18 protein-coding genes and 1 pseudogene are annotated in these 18,033 nt (G+C 61.8%); 5 read left to right on the top strand and 14 right to left on the bottom strand.

Features of this window, described 5'->3' with window-relative positions; all coding sequences use genetic code 11:
- Positions 1-34 precede the first annotated feature (34 nt).
- Both C482_RS08980 and C482_RS08975 read right to left on the bottom strand, forming a co-directional pair.
- On the bottom strand, positions 35-2,491 hold the full coding sequence (locus C482_RS08980) for a hypothetical protein (RefSeq protein ID WP_241431910.1): 2,457 nt from the start codon (positions 2,489-2,491) through the stop codon (positions 35-37).
- On the bottom strand, positions 2,488-4,230 hold the full coding sequence (locus C482_RS08975; RefSeq protein ID WP_006167234.1) for an ATP-binding protein: 1,743 nt from the start codon (positions 4,228-4,230) through the stop codon (positions 2,488-2,490). The genes C482_RS08980 and C482_RS08975 overlap by 4 nt, the downstream gene beginning before the upstream one ends.
- 138 nt (positions 4,231-4,368) lie before the next feature.
- Here C482_RS08975 and C482_RS08970 point away from each other — a divergent pair, with 138 nt between their 5' ends.
- Complete coding sequence (locus C482_RS08970; RefSeq protein WP_006167233.1) at positions 4,369-4,599, top strand: methytransferase partner Trm112; 231 nt, start codon at positions 4,369-4,371, stop codon at positions 4,597-4,599.
- 86 nt (positions 4,600-4,685) lie between these two features.
- On the top strand, positions 4,686-5,378 hold the full coding sequence (locus C482_RS08965; RefSeq protein ID WP_006167232.1) for a phage holin family protein: 693 nt from the start codon (positions 4,686-4,688) through the stop codon (positions 5,376-5,378).
- A gap of 177 nt (positions 5,379-5,555) precedes the next feature.
- On the opposite strand, the pseudogene C482_RS08960 reads toward C482_RS08965, so the two are convergent.
- From C482_RS08960 to C482_RS08950, 3 genes and pseudogenes are all read right to left on the bottom strand, one after another.
- A pseudogene (locus C482_RS08960) lies at positions 5,556-5,843 on the bottom strand (hypothetical protein); the annotation flags it as partial.
- Positions 5,836-6,495, bottom strand: a complete 660-nt coding sequence (locus C482_RS08955; RefSeq protein ID WP_006167230.1) for a zinc ribbon domain-containing protein — start codon at positions 6,493-6,495, stop codon at positions 5,836-5,838. The gene C482_RS08955 and the pseudogene C482_RS08960, both read right to left, overlap by 8 nt.
- Positions 6,492-6,806, bottom strand: a complete 315-nt coding sequence (locus tag C482_RS08950) for a hypothetical protein (protein ID WP_006167229.1) — start codon at positions 6,804-6,806, stop codon at positions 6,492-6,494. The genes C482_RS08955 and C482_RS08950 overlap by 4 nt, the downstream gene beginning before the upstream one ends.
- Before the next feature lie 374 nt (positions 6,807-7,180).
- Here C482_RS08950 and C482_RS08945 point away from each other — a divergent pair, with 374 nt between their 5' ends.
- Complete coding sequence (locus tag C482_RS08945; protein ID WP_006167228.1) at positions 7,181-7,429, top strand: hypothetical protein; 249 nt, start codon at positions 7,181-7,183, stop codon at positions 7,427-7,429.
- A gap of 353 nt (positions 7,430-7,782) precedes the next feature.
- Here the strand turns inward: C482_RS08945 and C482_RS08940 are convergent, their stop codons facing one another.
- The 3 genes from C482_RS08940 to C482_RS08930 all read right to left on the bottom strand — a co-directional run bounded on the left by C482_RS08940 (position 7,783) and on the right by C482_RS08930 (position 10,586).
- On the bottom strand, positions 7,783-9,033 hold the full coding sequence (locus tag C482_RS08940) for a DR2241 family protein (protein ID WP_006167227.1): 1,251 nt from the start codon (positions 9,031-9,033) through the stop codon (positions 7,783-7,785).
- Positions 9,034-9,040: 7 nt separating this feature from the next.
- Positions 9,041-9,946 (bottom strand): CbiX/SirB N-terminal domain-containing protein, encoded by a 906-nt coding sequence (locus C482_RS08935; protein ID WP_049896595.1) that lies wholly within the window; start codon positions 9,944-9,946, stop codon positions 9,041-9,043.
- A 292-nt stretch (positions 9,947-10,238) separates the two neighbouring features.
- On the bottom strand, positions 10,239-10,586 hold the full coding sequence (locus C482_RS08930; RefSeq protein ID WP_006167225.1) for a BsuPI-related putative proteinase inhibitor: 348 nt from the start codon (positions 10,584-10,586) through the stop codon (positions 10,239-10,241).
- A 156-nt stretch (positions 10,587-10,742) separates the two neighbouring features.
- Here C482_RS08930 and C482_RS08925 point away from each other — a divergent pair, with 156 nt between their 5' ends.
- Complete coding sequence (locus C482_RS08925; RefSeq protein WP_049896594.1) at positions 10,743-11,513, top strand: DUF2797 domain-containing protein; 771 nt, start codon at positions 10,743-10,745, stop codon at positions 11,511-11,513.
- 34 nt (positions 11,514-11,547) lie between these two features.
- Here C482_RS08925 and C482_RS08920 read toward each other — a convergent pair whose 3' ends face one another.
- The 3 genes from C482_RS08920 to C482_RS08910 all read right to left on the bottom strand — a co-directional run bounded on the left by C482_RS08920 (position 11,548) and on the right by C482_RS08910 (position 13,514).
- On the bottom strand, positions 11,548-12,132 hold the full coding sequence (locus tag C482_RS08920) for a cysteine hydrolase family protein (RefSeq protein ID WP_006167223.1): 585 nt from the start codon (positions 12,130-12,132) through the stop codon (positions 11,548-11,550).
- The gene (locus C482_RS08915; RefSeq protein ID WP_006167222.1) at positions 12,129-12,926 is read right to left on the bottom strand and encodes a YqcI/YcgG family protein; all 798 of its coding nucleotides are present in this window, start codon (positions 12,924-12,926) and stop codon (positions 12,129-12,131) included. The genes C482_RS08920 and C482_RS08915 overlap by 4 nt, the downstream gene beginning before the upstream one ends.
- Before the next feature lie 81 nt (positions 12,927-13,007).
- A complete protein-coding gene (locus tag C482_RS08910) occupies positions 13,008-13,514 on the bottom strand; it encodes an MOSC domain-containing protein (RefSeq protein WP_006167221.1) in 507 nt (168 codons plus the stop codon).
- Positions 13,515-13,630: 116 nt separating this feature from the next.
- Between C482_RS08910 and C482_RS08905 the strand changes: the two genes are divergently transcribed.
- Positions 13,631-14,053, top strand: a complete 423-nt coding sequence (locus C482_RS08905) for a hypothetical protein (protein ID WP_006167220.1) — start codon at positions 13,631-13,633, stop codon at positions 14,051-14,053.
- A gap of 116 nt (positions 14,054-14,169) precedes the next feature.
- Here C482_RS08905 and C482_RS08900 read toward each other — a convergent pair whose 3' ends face one another.
- The 3 genes from C482_RS08900 to C482_RS08890 form a co-directional block, all read right to left on the bottom strand.
- Entirely contained in the window at positions 14,170-15,147 is a 978-nt protein-coding gene (locus tag C482_RS08900; protein WP_006167219.1) for a phosphatase PAP2 family protein, read from the bottom strand.
- Complete coding sequence (locus C482_RS08895; protein WP_006167218.1) at positions 15,147-17,066, bottom strand: ABC transporter substrate-binding protein; 1,920 nt, start codon at positions 17,064-17,066, stop codon at positions 15,147-15,149. Before C482_RS08895 ends, C482_RS08900 begins: the two co-directional genes overlap by 1 nt.
- 94 nt (positions 17,067-17,160) lie before the next feature.
- The gene (locus tag C482_RS08890; protein ID WP_006167217.1) at positions 17,161-18,030 is read right to left on the bottom strand and encodes a phosphatase PAP2 family protein; all 870 of its coding nucleotides are present in this window, start codon (positions 18,028-18,030) and stop codon (positions 17,161-17,163) included.
- Positions 18,031-18,033: the final 3 nt, after the last annotated feature.

Below are 18,033 nucleotides of genomic sequence, written 5' to 3'. Positions count from 1 at the left end.
GTTCACATTCGCGTTCGCAATTGCAACCCGCGCACTACGACATCGGATACAACAACTGTTTTTGCTCCTCTGGCCAGTAGAACTCGCCGTTGTAGTAGATTGGCCGAACCGTGTTCGTGATGTACTCGTTGAGTTCCGCTGGGGCGACCTCGTGTGTGATCGTCGCTGGAATCAGTCGCTTGTGTTCGGGTCGGCTGCCGCGCCAGTGTGCCCCGACGGGATCGACCGGGAACGGGACGGAAAGGCCCCGAATCGCACCGCCATCGGTCTCCTGTAGCGACTGGATCTCCGATGGCTGCCACTTCGCGACGAAGCGGTGCGTCCCGTCACCGACGACCACACCACCCGAGCTATTCGTCTGTACGGTCGCACAGGTGTGGGCCGTTGCGAGGCTCTGCCCGTAGAGGAGCAGTTCGCCGACGGTCGTCGTCACCGTTATGTCGCGCTCGGACGCCGCCGTCTGGTATCCCGCCACGCCGGCGATGCTCCCGGTCTCGATCAGTTTCCGCGCGACGCCAACTGCGTTCGTTGCGTCGAGTTGGAACAACCCGACCTCGTTGGTTGGCAGCGCCGACGACGACAGGACGCCGTCCGTACACGCGAATCCGACACCGTCGTCGTCGCAGTCCCCGATGTAGTGCAGGAAATCAGCCCCGGCCGCAAACACGTCCGCGAGTTCGACCCGCGTTGGATCGTCGACCCGTTCGACGCGCGGAGAGACCGCGTCCGACCGACGACGGTACGTATCGACGATGTGCTCGCGCGCGGATTCAGGGATGTGCTCGGTCGCGAAGATGACGACGACGCGTCGCTCGTCGGACTGCTGTTCGAGATCCGAGAGCCGATTCTCGTAGGCCTCCGGATGAGCGACGAACGGCGAGCAGTTCGCTGTGGATTGGTGAGACTGAGACTCAGATGATGACCCAAACGCAGACGCAGATGAAGATGAAGATGACGACGCCGATACAGACGAAAGCGAAAGTCGAGGCCCATCCACAGCACACTCGTCATCCTCACCACCACGCTCCGGGTCCGCAAGCACACCGTGAATTCGCTGTCGCACCGCGAGCCGATCATCAAGTGGCCCTCTCTCACTCTGGCTACTCTCCAGGTCCTGCTCGAGAACATCCGCCACCGCTGGCACCGACTGTAAGTTCCCGGCCACTCCAGGCGACTCGGCCGACGGCGCGGAATCACCACTCCCACTCGAGTCCACTGGCGTCTCGATCGCCGCCATATCGTAGAGCAGGTGTGGCAACACGCCGACATGGGCGGTCGTCGGTGACACCGTCATCCGGTAGGGCCAGCGCGGGAGGATCTCGTCGATCGGCTGGTCCGGGAACGAGAGATACGTCTGCACTCGCTCCGCAATCGACATCCCGGGACACCCAGAGAGATCGATCCCCGACGCCGTCAGCGCATCGTACTCGAGTACCGTCAGTTCCGTCGGCTCGATCCACGAGACGAGCAAGTCGAGGAAGAACGTGCGCCGCAGAAGCGAGCGGACGGACGGTGCGAACGCGGAGCCGGCCTCGAATTCGTGATGAAGGTCGAGCGACGGTGCGCGCAACAGCGGTGCGCTTTCGTCCTCGTCGAGTGTGGCTTGGGCTGTCGTTCGAACGCGAGCACTGAGGTAGTACGCGAGTGGTGCTGCGATGAAGAGCGCCGAGCGGTCGGGTGGAACGACAAGTTCGAGCTCTGTGTCGGGTGTTTCCTCGCGAACTGCCGGTGGGACGTGCGTATCCGTCACCGCGGGGTCGATCTCGAGCAGCGGCGGGTAGCCCCGGTAGTTTCGGTGGGCCCGGTCTTCGGTCGTGGTTTCGATCGACACAGAGAGGTGTGAGAGGGCGGTGGCGATGCCGTCCGGTGTTGGTCTGACTTTAATTTTTTCGCGCGGATAGTCGACAGGTGATTTGAATCCGAACGTGACTCGCGTGGGGTGTTCGAACGAGATCGTCAGTGGCCCGCGGCATCGGTTTTTGACGCTCGCTGGTGCGTCGAATCGCAGCCGAACGAAGAGGTTCGAGTCGAACCGGCAGACGTACGCACCGTTGCGCAGGGAAAACTCCTGGTCGCCTGCCTCAACGGAGATGCGTGTATTGGTGGTGTCTGTGTCCGCGTTCGTTGTCGTGTTGGTGTTCGCGTTCGCGTTCGCGTCCGCGTCCACGGATCTGTCCGTGCTCGGGTCTGTGCCTGTGTCTGTGCCCCTGTCCCCGTTTTCGACGCCGACTCTGTCGTCGAGTGCAGTGTCTGAGCCAGGTGCTGTGTCGTCAACGCGCCTGATATCGACCATGTTCAGCAGATCATACCGGATCTCGGAGACACGGCCGGTGATGGCTGCATCGATCGGTTCGTCGAACGTGTGTTGATTCTCAAGACGATCCCAGCCAACCAGTCCGAACGAGTTCGTGTTGCCGGCGATGTCCTGGGCCTGCAACGTTGTTCCGCGCACCGTAATCGTCACGGGATCGGTGGCAGTCGTGTCGGTCATCGCCATCCCTCAAGTTGGTGTCTGGTGAGTTCCCAGTCGAATTCGTGTTCGGACCCATCATCCTGTTCATCCACGCCCGCGCCCGCGCTCGCACCCTCGCCGGACTGGTGTTCATGCTCGAACGGGGGTTCGAATTCGTGACCCGTCTCGGCGTCGTCTTCCTGGAGACGACAGTCGGTAAACTCGAACCGTGCACCGGTGTCTTCTCCGTTTTTGCCGTCGCTGTCAGTCGACGAAACCTCGACCGTCCAGCCATGTTCGGTCGCGATCTGCTCGACGATTGCCAATCCGAGCCCGGTGTTCTCGGCCGCACCGGTGTGACCGGACTCGAAAATGTCCTCGTGGCGCTCGGCCGGGATTCCAGGTCCATCGTCTTCGACTGCGAATCCCCCCGCCAGACCAGTGACCCGAACCGTAGCGTCGTGGCCGGCGTGTTCGACCGCGTTTCGAAAGAGGTTCTCGAACAGTCGCAACAACCGCGTCCGGTCGGCCTTGATTCGCAACTGACTCGTCGCCTCGAGCGACGCCGCGGCGGTTTCGACGTTGTCCCAGCCAGCCGTTGCGACTGTGTCGAGGTCAACTGGTTCGGGATTGGTGACTGCCTCACCCTTGGCCATCGTCAGTACGTCCTCGATCAATCGCGCCATGCGGTTGTGTGCGTCTTCGATCTCCTCGAGTGCAGGCTGGATGTCACTCGAGGCATCCTCGAGTGCAATGTCGAGATAGCCCTCAGCGACGTTGAGAGGGTTTCGAAGGTCGTGGCTGACGATACTCGCGAACTGATCGAGACGCTCGTTCTTACGTTCAAGTTCGCGCTCCCGGAGTTTGAGTTCGGTCAGGTCGGTGTAGATCAGATAGCCGCGGGTCGTCCCGTCGTTGGTTGCGACCGGAATATTCCGGAGCAAGAGCGGGCGCGGTCCGTCCGCGGTTTCGCGAACGACTTCGACATCGGCACGTTCGGACAGTTCGGTTTCGACGAGTTGCGTCTGCCTGTAGCCCGCCGGTGGTGTCCCAGCGCCAGCGGGCTCGTGATGTGGTGGCGTTCCCGCTGGAGCAGCCGCCGCGTCCGTCGGTTTGCTCACTACCGGTTCGAGGAGTTCCGTTAGCGGTTCGCCGACCACAGCCTCGGCGTCGTACCCGAACACCCGGATAAACGTCGAGTTGACCGCGTCGACCACGTGCACCCCATCCTCGAGATGGTACTGGAGTGCCGCATCGGGAACGTTCTCGAACAGCGCCGCGAACTGATCGCGCTCCGTCTCGAGTGCACTCTCGTAGCTGACTCGATTTCGGGCGCTCGTCACCGTTGCGACGAACAACTCGCCGAGGTGGCGGTCACCCTCCGAAAAGGCGTCCGGCTCGGTTGCATGAAACTGAACGACGCCGCCGTCCTCGAGTGGGATCGAAAGCACAGATCGAAAGGCGTCGCTTGTTGGTTTGGCATCGGTGTGTGTCGTCAGATTGCCGATGACGTGGGTTTCGTTCTCACGGTGGGTTTTGCCGGCGATACCGGCGTCAGCAGCGAGTGGTGTCGCAGGGAACAACCGCGTTGCGTAGCTCGCTTGCGGCTCGAAGACGCCGTCTTCGACCGTGCAGATGATGGCTGTGTCGAACTCGAGTACGCGGTCGGCTGCACGAAGGGCGTGGGTGTACACCTCTGTCACTGAATCAAGTGCGTCGAGTTCGGATGCGAGACGACCAAGTTCGGCGACGCTATCTACGAGAGCGGAAGAGGGCATCTGTCGAAGTCACCTCAAAACGGCGCTCGAATGCATTGGTACTGTGATGCACAGTGTCGTATTTATGTTCACTGGTAGTGACCGAGCTACGCCGACGGTTCCCGAAGCCTTTTGCTGTCTGCGATATGCCTTCCAAGTATGAAGGAGTCGTTGCTTGATATCCTGCGCTGCCCGCTCGACAAGCACGAACTGGAACTCGAAGATGCGACGTACGATGAGAGTGTCGATGGCGATTCAGACGACGGCGAGGACGCAGCCGAAGTCGTCGACGGAACGCTCGTCTGCTCCGAGTGTGGTGAGCGCTACCCGATCGAGGACGGCATTCCGAACCTGCTCCCGCCAGACATGCAAGAGGAGTCGCCCGCGTAAGTTCGACGGAACGCAAGTAGGCACGACCGTGTCAAACGACGGAAACTACTTGTAACTGGCACCAGACCACTACCTGTATCTGTACCGTGACTGGATCCGAATCCACACCGTCGTACGAGAACGAGTCGTTGGCCAGTAACACGCAGGGAACGGCCGGCTCGCAAGCCCGCGACAGTGGTGTACCCACCGGAACGATAACGGTGCTGCCGGTCCACGTCGACCGCAAACAGGAGGACGCCCTCTCACCCGAACGTAACGCAATCGAGACCAACTCCTCGTTCGTCGTCGAACTCCACGGGCAGGGCTCGCCAGCACACGTCCACTGCCGACTCAGCGGCGACATCGCACACGTCGCCTCGCTTCGGACACCCAACTATTACATCGAACCCGACGCCGTAACGCCGGTTCCCATCGACATTACCGCCGACGGACTCGACCAGCCAGTCTGCGGGGAACTCGAGTTACTCACCGGCTACGGGTCGGAGTCGGTTTCGATCACGGTGACGGTGACACCACCGCCGAAAGGGGTTGACGTTGACGAGTCACTCGCTGCACCAGCACGCTCAGCGGACGACGAACAGCCGACGCTCGTCGAGGAGATAACGACGCAACTCGGGATTAAAACGGATCTTGGGGTACTCGCCGTAATTGGTCTGGGAATCTTCGCGCTCGCGCTGGCCGTCGCGGTCACCTCTGCAGTCGGTGGGCCCGTTGCGACGATTGGTGTTGGAATCGTTTTTGCTGGTGTCGCGGTTGCATTGTTCTTGCTGTACTGGTAAGCATGCCAGTTGTTGTGAATACGATTTCTTTATTCATGGAACCGAGTGATGTTTAGTCGCCGATTCGCCCGTCATCGTTCGGATATCTCACTCCGTTGTTTCGCTGTTCTTCTCTGAGTTCTTACACTGGTCTGACCGCGGTTCGACCGACTTCACTCGAAGATCTCCGAAGCCGTATTTCGAGTGACTGCCGACCCGGAGGATGCCGTCTTTCCTGAAATTCGCGTTGGCCTCGCCAGGGTGACAGGCCGTCCCGCCGTACTCCTGAACGGTCTCTTCCATCCCGTGGCGAAGCCACCCCGAGAGCGGGAACGCCGGAATGATCCCGCCGATCTGGTTCTGTGGGTCGTCGTCCTCGTAATTACCGTTGCTGGCGTGATGTCGATCGGTCATGATGCTGTCGCCGACCACAAGTAGATCGGTCTGAACCCGGATGAACACGTCGCGGTCGATGTCCTCAATCATGATGACCGATCACCTCGGTCATCCCTTCGCGGTCAACTCGCTGGGCGATACTCACGGCGGCACTTCGGTCGCGGCACACGGTGCCGACGGGGCAATCCTCAGTTGTACACTCCAGCGTGTCGTTCTCGGGGCGACCAAGATCGCCACAGACGTGGCACTGCTGGGTCGTGTACTTCGGATTGACGTACGTCACGGGAATTCTGACCTCCTGTGCTTTCAGTGCAACCGCTTGCTGGAGGGCCGGGAGCAACCACGTCCCGACATCGTCGACCGTGCGTCGTTCCCACAGTGTCGCCTCGCAGAACGATAGATCCTCGAGCACGAGCGTCGGCGCGGGAAACTTCTGGGCGTAGCGAACGGCGCGGACAGCGGCATCGTAGACCTGCGGTCGGATCTGGTGCCAGAGTGCCGCGAACAGCTGAGTCTGCCCGTCTGTGGTGTCGAATTTCGCGCCTTGGAGTGCTTGCATCGCCTCGACGAGGGTTTCGTGGCGCTTTCGAACGTGATCGCCCTCGATCACGAGCGATGCCTCCAAGTCGCCGTTTGTCGGGGCCGCAGCGACGAGGTTCTTCACCCCGACATCCACACCGACCGGCGTGGGTTCCAGTGTTCGGTCTCGGGAAGTCGTCGTAGGGAGTGGTGTGCTGCTCATAGGCTGTTCACCCACTCTTTGCGGTCAGACGGAACGTAGGCCACAGTCTTGTCGAGCGTCTCCTCGAGTACGGTGGCTGTCCGGAAGGCGTCGAGATTCAGTGACTCAATTATCGACCCGTCCTCCGCGCGGACGTGCCAGATATTCGTCGTTTGGGCGGCGTCGACTTGGCTGATCAGAACCAAATCCTGGTACTCGAGAGCGACACCGTGGGGATACGCACCCTCCATCACCTGCGTGAGAAAGTCGAACGTCGAGTATGAGGCGTCCTCATGAGGTACGATCACGTCCGTCGGTTCGGGGAGACTCATCGTGACCCCTCCTTGCTGTAACGGTACCCGTCACGGTGGTGATTGTGGCGGCACGTTGCTTCGACGTCCCAGCAAGTGCATCGGACACGCCTCTTGTTGGTAGTGCGATCGTCTTCGTTCGCGTCGCTGCCGGAATTCTGAAGTCCGGCGGACGTCTTCATTGACATAGGTTCTCTGGCCATTTCCGAGAACCCGAGGCGTCGGTGCCTTCAACACCGGTCGCCTTCTGCGACGTGCCTCGTGTTCTCAACTACACCTACAACCGGGTACTACTTAGAATTTATGCTTAGCAAAATGCTCGACCGTATGCTAAGAAAATCATTAGGCGTATGGCTGAGAATTATGTCCTGTGAAGTAGAACGGCAGAACACACGATGGTCAACGAAAACTACGAACCGAATGATCGGGAGGAAGACGTCCTCAAGCAGTTCAAAGAGGGACGTGACTCCGGCGACCCGTGGGGGCGTGTGAACCCTCTCTACTTGCGAGAACACTCTGAGTTGGACAAAGGGCAGGTGGAGTACGCACTCCGGAACCTGAAGAACGCCGGATGGGTGGAGCAACTGAATCGAGGTGGGCTCTACGAACTGGTCGAAGACCCTCGGGAGGAGGAAGATGAGTGAAATAGAGTGTCCATCTTGCAACGAAGACTGGTTCGATTCCGAAGCTTCGATGCCACAACACCATGTGCAAGTGCACGACGAGAGTCTGGTTCAGACGCTCACATTCGTGTGCGAATGGTGTGGGGATGAGTTTGAGCGCACTGATACTCAAGCAGATGGTGCCCGCTTTTGCTCACAAGAGTGTAGTGCAGAGTGGCGAAGATACCGACATTGAAGTTCATCACCTCAGACCACGGTCAGCAGGTGTCCCCTGACAAAGCGGAAAATCTCGTTATACTGTGCTCAAACAGAACCAGTAGGATCAAACAAAGTCAGCAACAGAACGGGGATCGCGCGTCGCGGCTCCTGCTTCGTCAGTTGGATTCAGCTTCGGACTCGGTCTCAGACTGCTCTCGCATCGCAAGCCCACCCTCGTCCGAGAACCGTTTCGCCCGCAGGTATCGCGCGCGGTAGCGGTTCGCCCCATCGTTGACGTCTGCCTCACGAATCTCGTCCGTTCTGTCGTCCGCAACCGCGTCGATTAGTTCCTCGAGTTGGTTGCGCTCGGTCGGTGTCAGTTCCAGTTCGTACGTCCGCTCGGATTCGGATTCGGCGATAGCCCACTTGCGCGCGGCGGCAACAACGAGCGAGCACGGCTCCCGGCAGGGGAACGGCCCGTCACCGCCATTGGCGTCGAGTTCGTCGCCGTCCTCGTACTCCCACTCACGCCGGCGGAGACACTGGGAGTCGACACAGCAGGCTTCGGCCATCCAGTCGACGGCCTCGCGGGGGAGTTCGGAGACGACCTCGTAGATCCCACTCTGGCGGTCTGCGGTCTCGGTCCAGTGGTCGATGTCCAGGTTGCCCTCGCGCTCGCGGTGCCAGTTGGCAATCGTCGCCGGGTAGAAGAAGCCGACGGCGTCGACGAGCTCCTCGCCCGAGAGCCCGGTAAATGCCCAGCCGGTCTCGAGCGTCGGCGCAGTCTTCAGCGGCCGGTACCGGCCGTCCTCGTCGTAGGTAGCGATCTCGCGTGCCTCACCCGGGTCGTCGTACACCGTGAGATCGGCAATGTCCGTACCAGCATCTGCGACGTGCCAGAGGTCGTAGACGCGTTCGCCGTCAGAATGGTCGACATCCGCGAAGCGAGCAGTGATGCAGAGTTGCCCCCACTCGCGATCGATGCCATCCTGCAGGGCAGCGTAACGGTCCGGGACGGAAAGCGTTCGGTCCTGTTTCTGTCCCTGTTCGGCTCCGCGTTCATCGCCATTCCCACCTTGAGTCCCCGCCGAAACCGAAAGCGACGCATGCTCACACCAGCGCAGGAACGCCCGCCGGGCAGTTCCCTCGCCACCAACCGTCTCCTGCCAGTAGTGCCAGTTCGTTACGTACGCCGCGACACTCTCGAGTTCGTCGCCAGCGAGCAGGGACTCAAGTGCACCCGCGTTGAGACTGGATTGTGCGATGTCGGCGGCGTCGATCGTGAGCGTGAATTCATCGTCTGCGTCTCGTGTGACTCGGAGACCGTCGAAGGCAACGGTGGGGTCCTGACCTGTTGTCTCGCTCTCTTCGGCAGCCGTAAGCGTACTCAGTAACCGCTGTGTGGCGCTCGTCGACTCGTCATCCATCCCCATCTTAGTCACCCGCCTGGCTGTGTCGACTGGCATCACCGTCAGCACCGTTCGCTGGGCTCGTGATTTGACGAACGCGGTCGATCGCGTCGCCGAGTTCTGCACCCGCGTCGGCGGCGCGCTCCAGAAGGACGTCGGCCATCAGGCCCTCGGTGCCGACTGCGCCGGCGTACCAGATGCGGTGGCCGTCGACCTCGGCGGGGACGTCCCAGCCGAGACGGTAATCCTCGGTGAGTCCCATGTCCTCGGGGATGTCCTCCTGCGTGTGGTAGCCGTCGGCGATAAAGAGGGGCACAACAACGATGTCGTCGCTCTCGAAGAACTCCGTCACGTCGTCCACCTCCGGTTCCTCGTCCATGAACACCGCCTTGACCTCGTCGAAGCGATCTCGCTTGCGGATGCGTTCGGTGTGGTACTCGATTGCTTTTGCCGAGTTCTCGTTGCGCTCGGTGCCGTGACCGACCACCGCGAGGCCGAAGCCCTCGCCCACGTCAGGGTCGTCGGTGACACTTTCGGCGCGCTGGACGATCACGTCCGTCATCGCGTCGTGCGTACCGACCGGGCCGCAGTAGTGAATCGTCTTGCCGACATCCTCAGCCTCGAGGGTAACCTGTGAGGCGCTCGTGCCGTCTGACTCCCACTTGTCGGGCTCCCAGCCACCGAGGCGGAGCTCTCGCGGGATGACCTGCTCGGTGAAGTAGCCCTCGCTGATAAACAGCGGGACGACGAACACCTCGTCGGACTCGAGTGTGCGGATCACCTCACGGAAGTGCGGTTCCTCCTTCCAGAACGCCTCGCGAACCTCGTCGAACGCGCCCGTCTCGCGGATCGTGTCCGCGTGGGCGTACGTCGGCGTCGAGGCATCCGGATTCAGGTGCGAGCCGTGTGCCGCGATGACCAGCGCTTGCATGTCCATTCGTTAGGAGGGGGATGGTTTATTCACTTCGTTGTTTCTGTCGAACCGGGAACTCGGACTCGGGAATTGGAAAGAAGATGTTTGACATCGAAAATCAATATTTAGGATTGGTAGTCCGGTTGTCCACTCGCTTCTGTTCGACGTCCACTACCCGTCCGTTCCGCTCACGGATGGCGAGGCAGCGATCACAGTTCCCACGTTTCAGACTACAACGCACAAAGAGCCGAGCAGCTCAAGAGCTCTCAAACCGTTAGTTCGGCACCCCTCAAATGTTAGCCCAAGAGCCTCACATCGTCAGCTGTGTCCGCGCCTCACACGTCGTCCCCCGCGCCTGCAACTCCGCAACGACGGTGAATTCACCCGACTGTGGCTCTTCCCACTCCGCCTCGTAGGTCGTCTCTTCGTCCGGATCGAGTTCATCGGCACTCAGCATCTGGGCGAACATCCGCCCGTCCGTGTAGCGCCAGACCTCTCGGCCCTCGTCCTGAACGACGAACTCTGCCTTGCAGGCGTCCGAAAACCGCAGCGTTTCTGTCTTTGTGCCCTCATTTCGCACCGTAAACGCGAGCGTGACGGCATCCGGTCCCGTCGCGCCCGACGATACTGTCGCGTCGAGTTCTCCATCGAGTGCCATACGTCCGCATCTCCCCCACGGCCCATAATTGTTCGTCCGGGTGACCGGTAAGACGAACCTGTATTGGCGGTGAACTCGAGTACGCGCGCCACTCGAGTCGGGCCCGTTCGTAACGACAGCGAGGAGTATATTTGCCCCCACCACCAACGAATGCGCGTGCAAGTGGTCGGCTACGAGCCGAGCGGCCGCGGTTCGGCTCTCCTCCTCGCAGACGGCGACGCTGACGGCAACGACATCGAGCACCGGCCACTCGAGTCCGGCGACGAACTGACCTACGCGCTCGGTGAGCGCCACTGCGCGGGCACCATCGGCGAGGCCGGCCACATCGCCTGCGACCGCGCGTCGGCACCGTACTGTGAGTTCCACACGAGTACCTGGGTCTGTGCCCGCTGTACGGGTACCTGCCTGAAGGACGAGATGGACTGCTACGAGGAGCACGCGGTCTACATCGCCGCCTTCGCCCCCGATACGTTCAAGGTTGGCGTCACCCGAAGCTGGCGGCTCGAAACGCGCCTCCGCGAGCAGGGAGCCGACCGAGCGGCGCATATCCACACCGTCTCGAACGGGAAGATCGCCCGCGAAATCGAGGCCGAAATCGCAGAGTGGCTCGTCGACCGCGTCCGTACCGGCCCGAAGATCGCCGCCCTCGCGAGCAGCGTCGACGAGGACGCCTGGAACGACGTGCTTGCAGAGTTCGAGGTCATCGAGCGCTTCGAGTTCGACTACGAATTCGAACCCGTACTCGAGTCCCGGCCGGTTCGGGAGACAATCGTGTCGGGCACGGTTCGCGGTGTGAAGGGGCGAATTCTCGTGGTCGAGAAGGGTGGGACGACCTACGCGGTCGACATGCGTGATCTGGTCGGCTACGAACTCGAGGACGGCGAGACAGAGCGGGAGTTGCAGTCGTCGCTTGGCTCGTTCGGCTGACAGGGGTGTGTTCTCCGTTCTCGGGAGCCAGTTCTTAGCTGTCGACCAGCGACGCCGTTCGTACGACCGTCGCGAACTCACCATCTAGCTGTGCCAGCGCCGTTCTGTGCATCGTCTCCGCGTCGAACTCCTCGCCGTCGAACGTCCGATCAAACGTCGCGGTCGCGTCGGCGGCCAGGTGGACATCGAAGCCACGGTTTTCGGCCATCCGCGTCGTCGTCGAGACGCAGTGATCCGTCGTCAGTCCGGCGACGACAAGCGATTCGATGTTGCGCTCGCGCAGCCAGGACTCGAGTGCGGTGTCGACGAACGCGCCGTTGACTGACTTGGCGAACGTCTGCTCGTCGTCGCGCGGTTCGAGGGCGGGTTTGAACGCGAATCCAGGCTGGTCGCGCCGAAGTGGTGACGCTGCCTCTGTTGAAGCGTGGCGGACGTGAACGACGGGGCGCTTCGTCTCGCGCCAGTGTGTGAGCAACTCGGCGGCTCGATCCTCAGCGTTGGGATTGTTTCGTGTGCCCCAGGCGGAGTCGTCGAAGCCCGTCTGGAAGTCGACGAGGACGAGTGCAGCGTCGTCCAGGTCTGTGTCGGTTGGGGGTGACGAGGTAGCCGCGTCGGTCATGACAACCTCGCTGCCGGCTTCGGATGGTCCCGCGTGACGGTGATCGGACACTCGGTGGGCGCTTGTTCCTCATCCGAGGAGAGCATGTACTGGGGCCACTCCCGGTCGCCGTCGACGCCCCAGTCGCCGAGATCAGCATGCGGGCAGACGCCGTCGTACTCTTCGAGACGGTCCTGGATCACGTCGCGGGCGCGTTGACCGGCCTCGTACTCTGCAGTAACGTTCAAATTCTCGAACAGCGCCCGCGGCTGGAAGGTGATCTCGAGGCCGATCGGACAGTAGCGACTCTTCCGGGTGTCGTAGAACGGTGCCCGACAGGTCGGGAACATCGGCTCGCCGCCCAGACAGAACTCCCAATGCTTGTCGTCGGGATCCGTCGGAATGTCCTCGGGCCAAGGCTCTGGATCGTGCAGGTGCAGCGTCTGCAGAATGTGCCAGAGCGCGTCGTGATACTCGCGCTCCGAAAGCGGGTCCTCGGGCGGCTTGAAGAACGTGACGAGCGACGCGCGTCCCGCGTGGTCCTGGTAGACATCGAGGTACTCGAGTACCCGATCGCGCAGGGTCAACAGGGCGTTGGCATCGCTCATCGACGGGACGGCGGTGTACAGCGGCTCGCCCGCGGCGACCGATTCCGCGCCGAAGAAGCAGGGAAACGGCGAGTTGTTTCGTTCGCCGAGCAGCCCCTCCTGAAAGGAGTCCCAGTGGTCGGCGACCCACTGCGGTGTTTCACCGGCCTGGACGCGCCGGTCGAGCGTTTCTTGATCCATCAGTGATTGACTGCCTCGCTCGTTCATGAGAGATGTCGCCGTTGGTCGGGCCTCAGGAGCGAGCGGCGAAAACGGTGCCGATTCAGGAAGGTGTGGCGTGGGTGCCGTCTATGTTCGGTTCGTCTCTTTTTCGTCTCCCGTCTCGCTGTTATCGGCGGTGACAGTGACAATCTGGTCACCCGTCTCGAGTGTCGCGCTCTCGAGTATCCGTGCGCGCAGGCCGCCGCGGTGGACGAGCGCGTCGCGGACGCCCTCGCGTTCGAGATGGCGCTCGAGATACGAACACGGCTCGCAGAGTTCAATCCCCTCGCAGACGGCGTTACCGACGCGAAAGCGGTTGCCGACGAGGTGGTTCAGTGCAACGTCAGCCGTCGTGACGTTTCGCCGGTGGACGCCGGGTTCGAGGTCGATATCGTAGTCTTGTTCGACGGCGGCGAGCGTCTCGCGCTCGATGAGCGTGAGATCGCTGCCCTCGCAGTTCTCGAACGTTCCCTCAGCGGTGTAGTAGCGATCGCCCGCGAGCCCGCGGCCGGCCACGGCCTCAACGCGTTCAACTGACTCTAACGGCGCGCCCTGTTCGGGGGCAATGTGAATCGCGTGAATCCGTCCGGTCATACGGTCGCTCTGGCGTTGAACTGAGATAGTCGTTGGGTTTGCGAAGCGACAGGTTGGGTTGGTTCTTGACCGCGTCCCCGTGAGGCGAGGAAGGATACGTCAACGACCCCGAAAACATGGCAATCCTTTTCCGCGGCGGTCAAGAATCCGAGGATATGACGGACGAAACCGAACCAGACAACGGTAGCGACGGCGGCGACGAGGGTGAAGAGAGCGAAGAGAAATCCTTCCGAGAGCGCGTCGAGGAAATCCGCGAGAAACGCGCCGAAGAAGGTGACGGCGAGGGTGAGCCCCCAGAGAGTCCGTTCGGTGGCGGCGGCCCCGGCGGGATGGGCGGCGGCGGAAACCCGTTCGCACAGATGATGGGCGGTATGATGGGTGGCGGCCCAGGCGGTCCGGGCGGCATGGGCGGTGGCCCAGGCGGCAGCGAGGAGGTCGGCAACGAGGAACTCGTCCGCGAAGTTCGCCAACTGCGCGACGAGATGCGCGACCAGACTCGCGCACTCAAGCGGATCGCTGACGCGCTCGAAGACAACTAACGTCGTAGCTGTTGACTGCTGAGCACCGTCGGTGCTCAGTTCTCACAGTTCATTTTCGCACTCCGTCACCCAGAGCCGTCGAGTTCCTGCCATGGCCAACAGCACTGTCGCAGCGGTTAGGCACGCTCTGGTTCGGGATCCGAACCCGTTTCAGACTCTGGCTCCGAGTCCGAGTCCGAGTGTGAGTGTGACTTCGACGTTGACTCCGACGGGGGTGTCTTAGGAAAGCCAGCGTTCGCGCCCGTGTTTGTATCTGCGCCCGTACTCGTACTCGAGTCCCGAAGCGACGCGACCCACGCCGTGAACGACCAACGGCCGACCAGGACGTGCGCGAGCGCGACGCAAATGTAGGCAAGGACGATTCCCGCGGCCACGTCGATGGCCCAGTGGATACCCAGGTACATCGTCGAGATCGCGATCGAGACACCAAGGCCTGTCGCGAGGAGGAACCACTTCGGATAGATCGCTCGGGTTCGGAAGGCCAGGAACATCACAGTCGCCGCGAGCGAGGTGTGCAGCGATGGGAAGACGTTCGTGTTCCGGTTGACCTGCCGCGTGAGGTGCTGGTACTGGGGATACGTATCGTACAGCAGCGCGTCCACCAGTTCCGGCATCATGTTTCGCGGCCCGTAGGCGACGATGAAGACGTAGAGTCCCAGCCCCAGCACGTAGTTCAGCGTGTACGCCGTCAGGAGCTCGCGCAGCGGGCGCGTATTCGAGAGCGCGAAGTAGGCGATAACGGGGAAGACGAGCAAGAAGACGTAGCCGTAGATGTAGATGAACGAGAAGTACGCCGTAATCGCTGGCGCTTCGAACGACTGCAACCAGAGGATGAACTCACCCTCGACATCGTAGATCGGCCACGTAAGATTCCAGTGAATTATCCAGGAGACGTCGGGGCCGTACTGTCTCGCAACACTATTGAACAGCAATACGGCAGCAAGGAGTGCCGACACCGGTGCTGCCGCCCGAATGCGAGCGCGCCACTCGAGTCGCGTATCTCGCAACCGGTAGCGGCCGACGAAGACCGCGATCGAGACGAGCACCATGAGCGTGACCACGACGACCAACTGGAGGAGAACCTGCGTTAGCATCAGTGTCTCACCCGGAGATTACCGTCGTCGTCGTAGCGCAGTCCTGCCCCTTCGAACGCCTCCCGCGCCGCCGCCACGTCGAGATCGCCGTCAGTTCCGAGAAACGGCGTTTCCGGATCGTTTCCGTTCCAGGCGAGCGAGTCGGGGACCCACTCCTCGACGACCGGCGTCGCGATCGGCTCTGCGTAGCCGTGGAACACCTCCTCGACCAGCTGTTCCTTGTCGAGCAACTGGGCGACCACCCGCCGGAATCGCGGGTTGGTGAACGGTGCCTTCCGCGCGTTGAATCCGACGTGGTAGAACGACCACGAGGGGGACTCGAGTATCGTCGTTTCTGGAACGTCCCCGTCGTCTTCGAACACGTCGTCGACGACGTAGGACTCGAGTGTCGAGAGCGTCACGTCGGCACTGTCGCTCTCGACGAGTTCGATCGCGGACGTACTGCGGGGGTCGATCTGGATTCGCAGACGCTCGCTCGTCGGTTCGGGGAGGTCGACGCCGTCTCGTCGCGTGAAGTGCTCGTCAAAGCGCGCGAGCGTAACGTGCTCGCGGTCGGTTCGGTCCTCGAACTGGTAGGGACCGCTGCCGATCGCCGGCACGTTGTCAGTGACGAGCGCCTCGGTCGTCCCTTCAGCAACTGTGACGCCAGGGAGGCTCGCCTGGGCCGTGCGCTCGTCCCAGATGTGTTTCGGGAGAACCGGCACCTCCAGTGCGCGTTCGGCGACCGGTTGACTCGTCCCAACGGTGAACTCGAGTTCGGTCTCGCTCAGGTCGGTCACGTCGTCGACGGCGTCAACGCGGCCCCGATAGTGAGGCGTCGGTGCCGAAAAGCGCCGGCTGCCGCGGGTTGTGTCCGCGAGGAACTCGTAGGTGAAAGCGACGTCCTCGGCAGTGAGCGGCGTGCCGTCGTGGAACGCACAGTCCTCCCGGAGGGTGACGTGGAGCGTCTCGTCGTCGGTCCACTCCCAGTCAGCGGCGAGCCACGGAGTGAGGTCGGTCGCGGAGTCAGGGTCGAGCTCGGAGTTGGTCTCCGTGCCAGTGTCGGCATCCACCTGCTCGCCCCCAGCAATCGGGCGTTCGTCACCGCGCCACCGCGCCACCGCGAGCGAGTCGTACAGCAACCCGACAACGAGATTCCGCTCGCGATACTCCGCCGACAGCGGGTTCAGGTTCTGCGACGGCCGTGCATCCGTGTTTACCGCTCGCAGTTCCGCCGCTGCATCCTTCGACTCTGGCTCGAGACCAAGGTAGCCAAAGCGCGTCGCTGGATGGCCCTCTCCCCAGCCCTCGAACCGATCCGAACGCGCGAGTCTGATCTCCGTCGGTCGACAGATCGGAACGAACGGCTGCTCGCGCGCAACCGACTCGAGTGTCGCTGTGATTGCATCCTCACGGTCACCGTTCTCGTCGTCCTCGCCTCCGTTCTCGGCGACGCGTTGCTCCTCCAGCCGGTCGTCGATGGAGAGGGTCGTCAGTCCAAAGGGGTTCTGCCAGCCTGCTTCCTCTGCGAAGCGCGAGTGCAGAAGTTCGTAGAGGAAGTCCGGGGTCGTGTCTCCAGGGTGGGGGCCAACGTAGAGATCGAAGTCGTGATTGACGAGTATTGCGCGCCGAAACTCCTCGTGTGAGAGCATGTCGATCGCGATATCGACACCGACGGACTCGAGTGCAGATCCGACGGCGCGGGCAAGCTGGATACTTTCTCGGTCGCCGTCGGCGGGCACCGTCGAGATTGTCAGTGAGAGCTGTTCGACCTCGTTTCGGTTGACGATGCTCCGGATTTCGCGGATGCAGCCGCTCGTTGAGACGGTGAGACCGGCTGTCGCGGCGAGCATCGACCGCCGACTCAGACCGCTGCGATCGGTGTCGTCGCTGGCGCGTGTGTGATGTTCAGGGCTGGCTGACGGGCCGGGGTCGCTCATTAGGTCCGTTGCCACAGTTCGCTCGTGGTGATATAACAGTATTGCGCTGCAGCGTCTTCTCTCGTAGTTGTGTATCGACTCTCGCTGCACCCAACTACCCTTGCTTGCGGCCCGAACCGGATGTAGCCTCGCTCCGTCCGGCGGCTCGAACGCGCTCAAGAAGAGCCAACAGCGACCAGCGGCCCACGAGTCGCTTTGCAAGTGCAACGCAGACGACGGCGAGGATGAGGCCAGCAACCACGTCGATGGCCCAGTGGATGCCAAGGTACATCGTCGAGATGATGACGCTCGTCGCGAGGCCGACGGCGACAGGGAACCACGCTCGGTACTGGTCGCGGGTCATGTAGGCGAAGATAGCGACGGTTGCAGACAGCGAAGTGTGCAACGAGGGGAAGACGTTCCGATTCTGGTTGACCTCCGTTGTAAGGTGAATGTACTCCGGACTCGCGTAGTAGAGGTGTGTTGCGTCCATTCCCTCGATCATGACGTTTCGCGGCCCGTAAGCGATCACGAGCAGGTAGAAGGTGAGTCCGATCACGTAGTTGAGCGAGTACGCGGTCAACAGCTGTCGAAGGACGACAGTGTCCGAGAGCGCAAAGTAGGCGACGACCGGGAAGACCAGCACGAACGCGTAGACGTAAACGTACGAGATCGAGAAGAACGTCGTCACTTCCGGTGTCGCAATCGCTCGAAAGGCCAGGACGAGCTCGCCCTCAAGCGAGTAGAACACCTCGGTCATATGGACGCCGTACGCCTGTGAGATGTCGTATCCGTCCTGGCGCATGATCCGATTCAGTCCGAGGACCGCGAGCAAGAGGGCGAACGCAGGAGCGCTCTGGCGGAGTCGCGGTCGCCACTCCGTCCGTAGTGAGAGGAGCCGGTCGCGACCGACGAAGACGACGAGCGAGACCAAGAGCGCGACCGCAACGACGAGCGCGACTCGTGTGAGTACTTGTGCAAGCATGTG

This window comes from Natrialba chahannaoensis JCM 10990, from assembly GCF_000337135.1.
In the GTDB taxonomy this organism is placed as follows: Archaea; Halobacteriota; Halobacteria; order Halobacteriales; family Natrialbaceae; genus Natrialba; species Natrialba chahannaoensis.
Note: the sequence above shows the minus strand (reverse complement) of the source record. Positions and strands in the feature narration are given on the sequence as shown.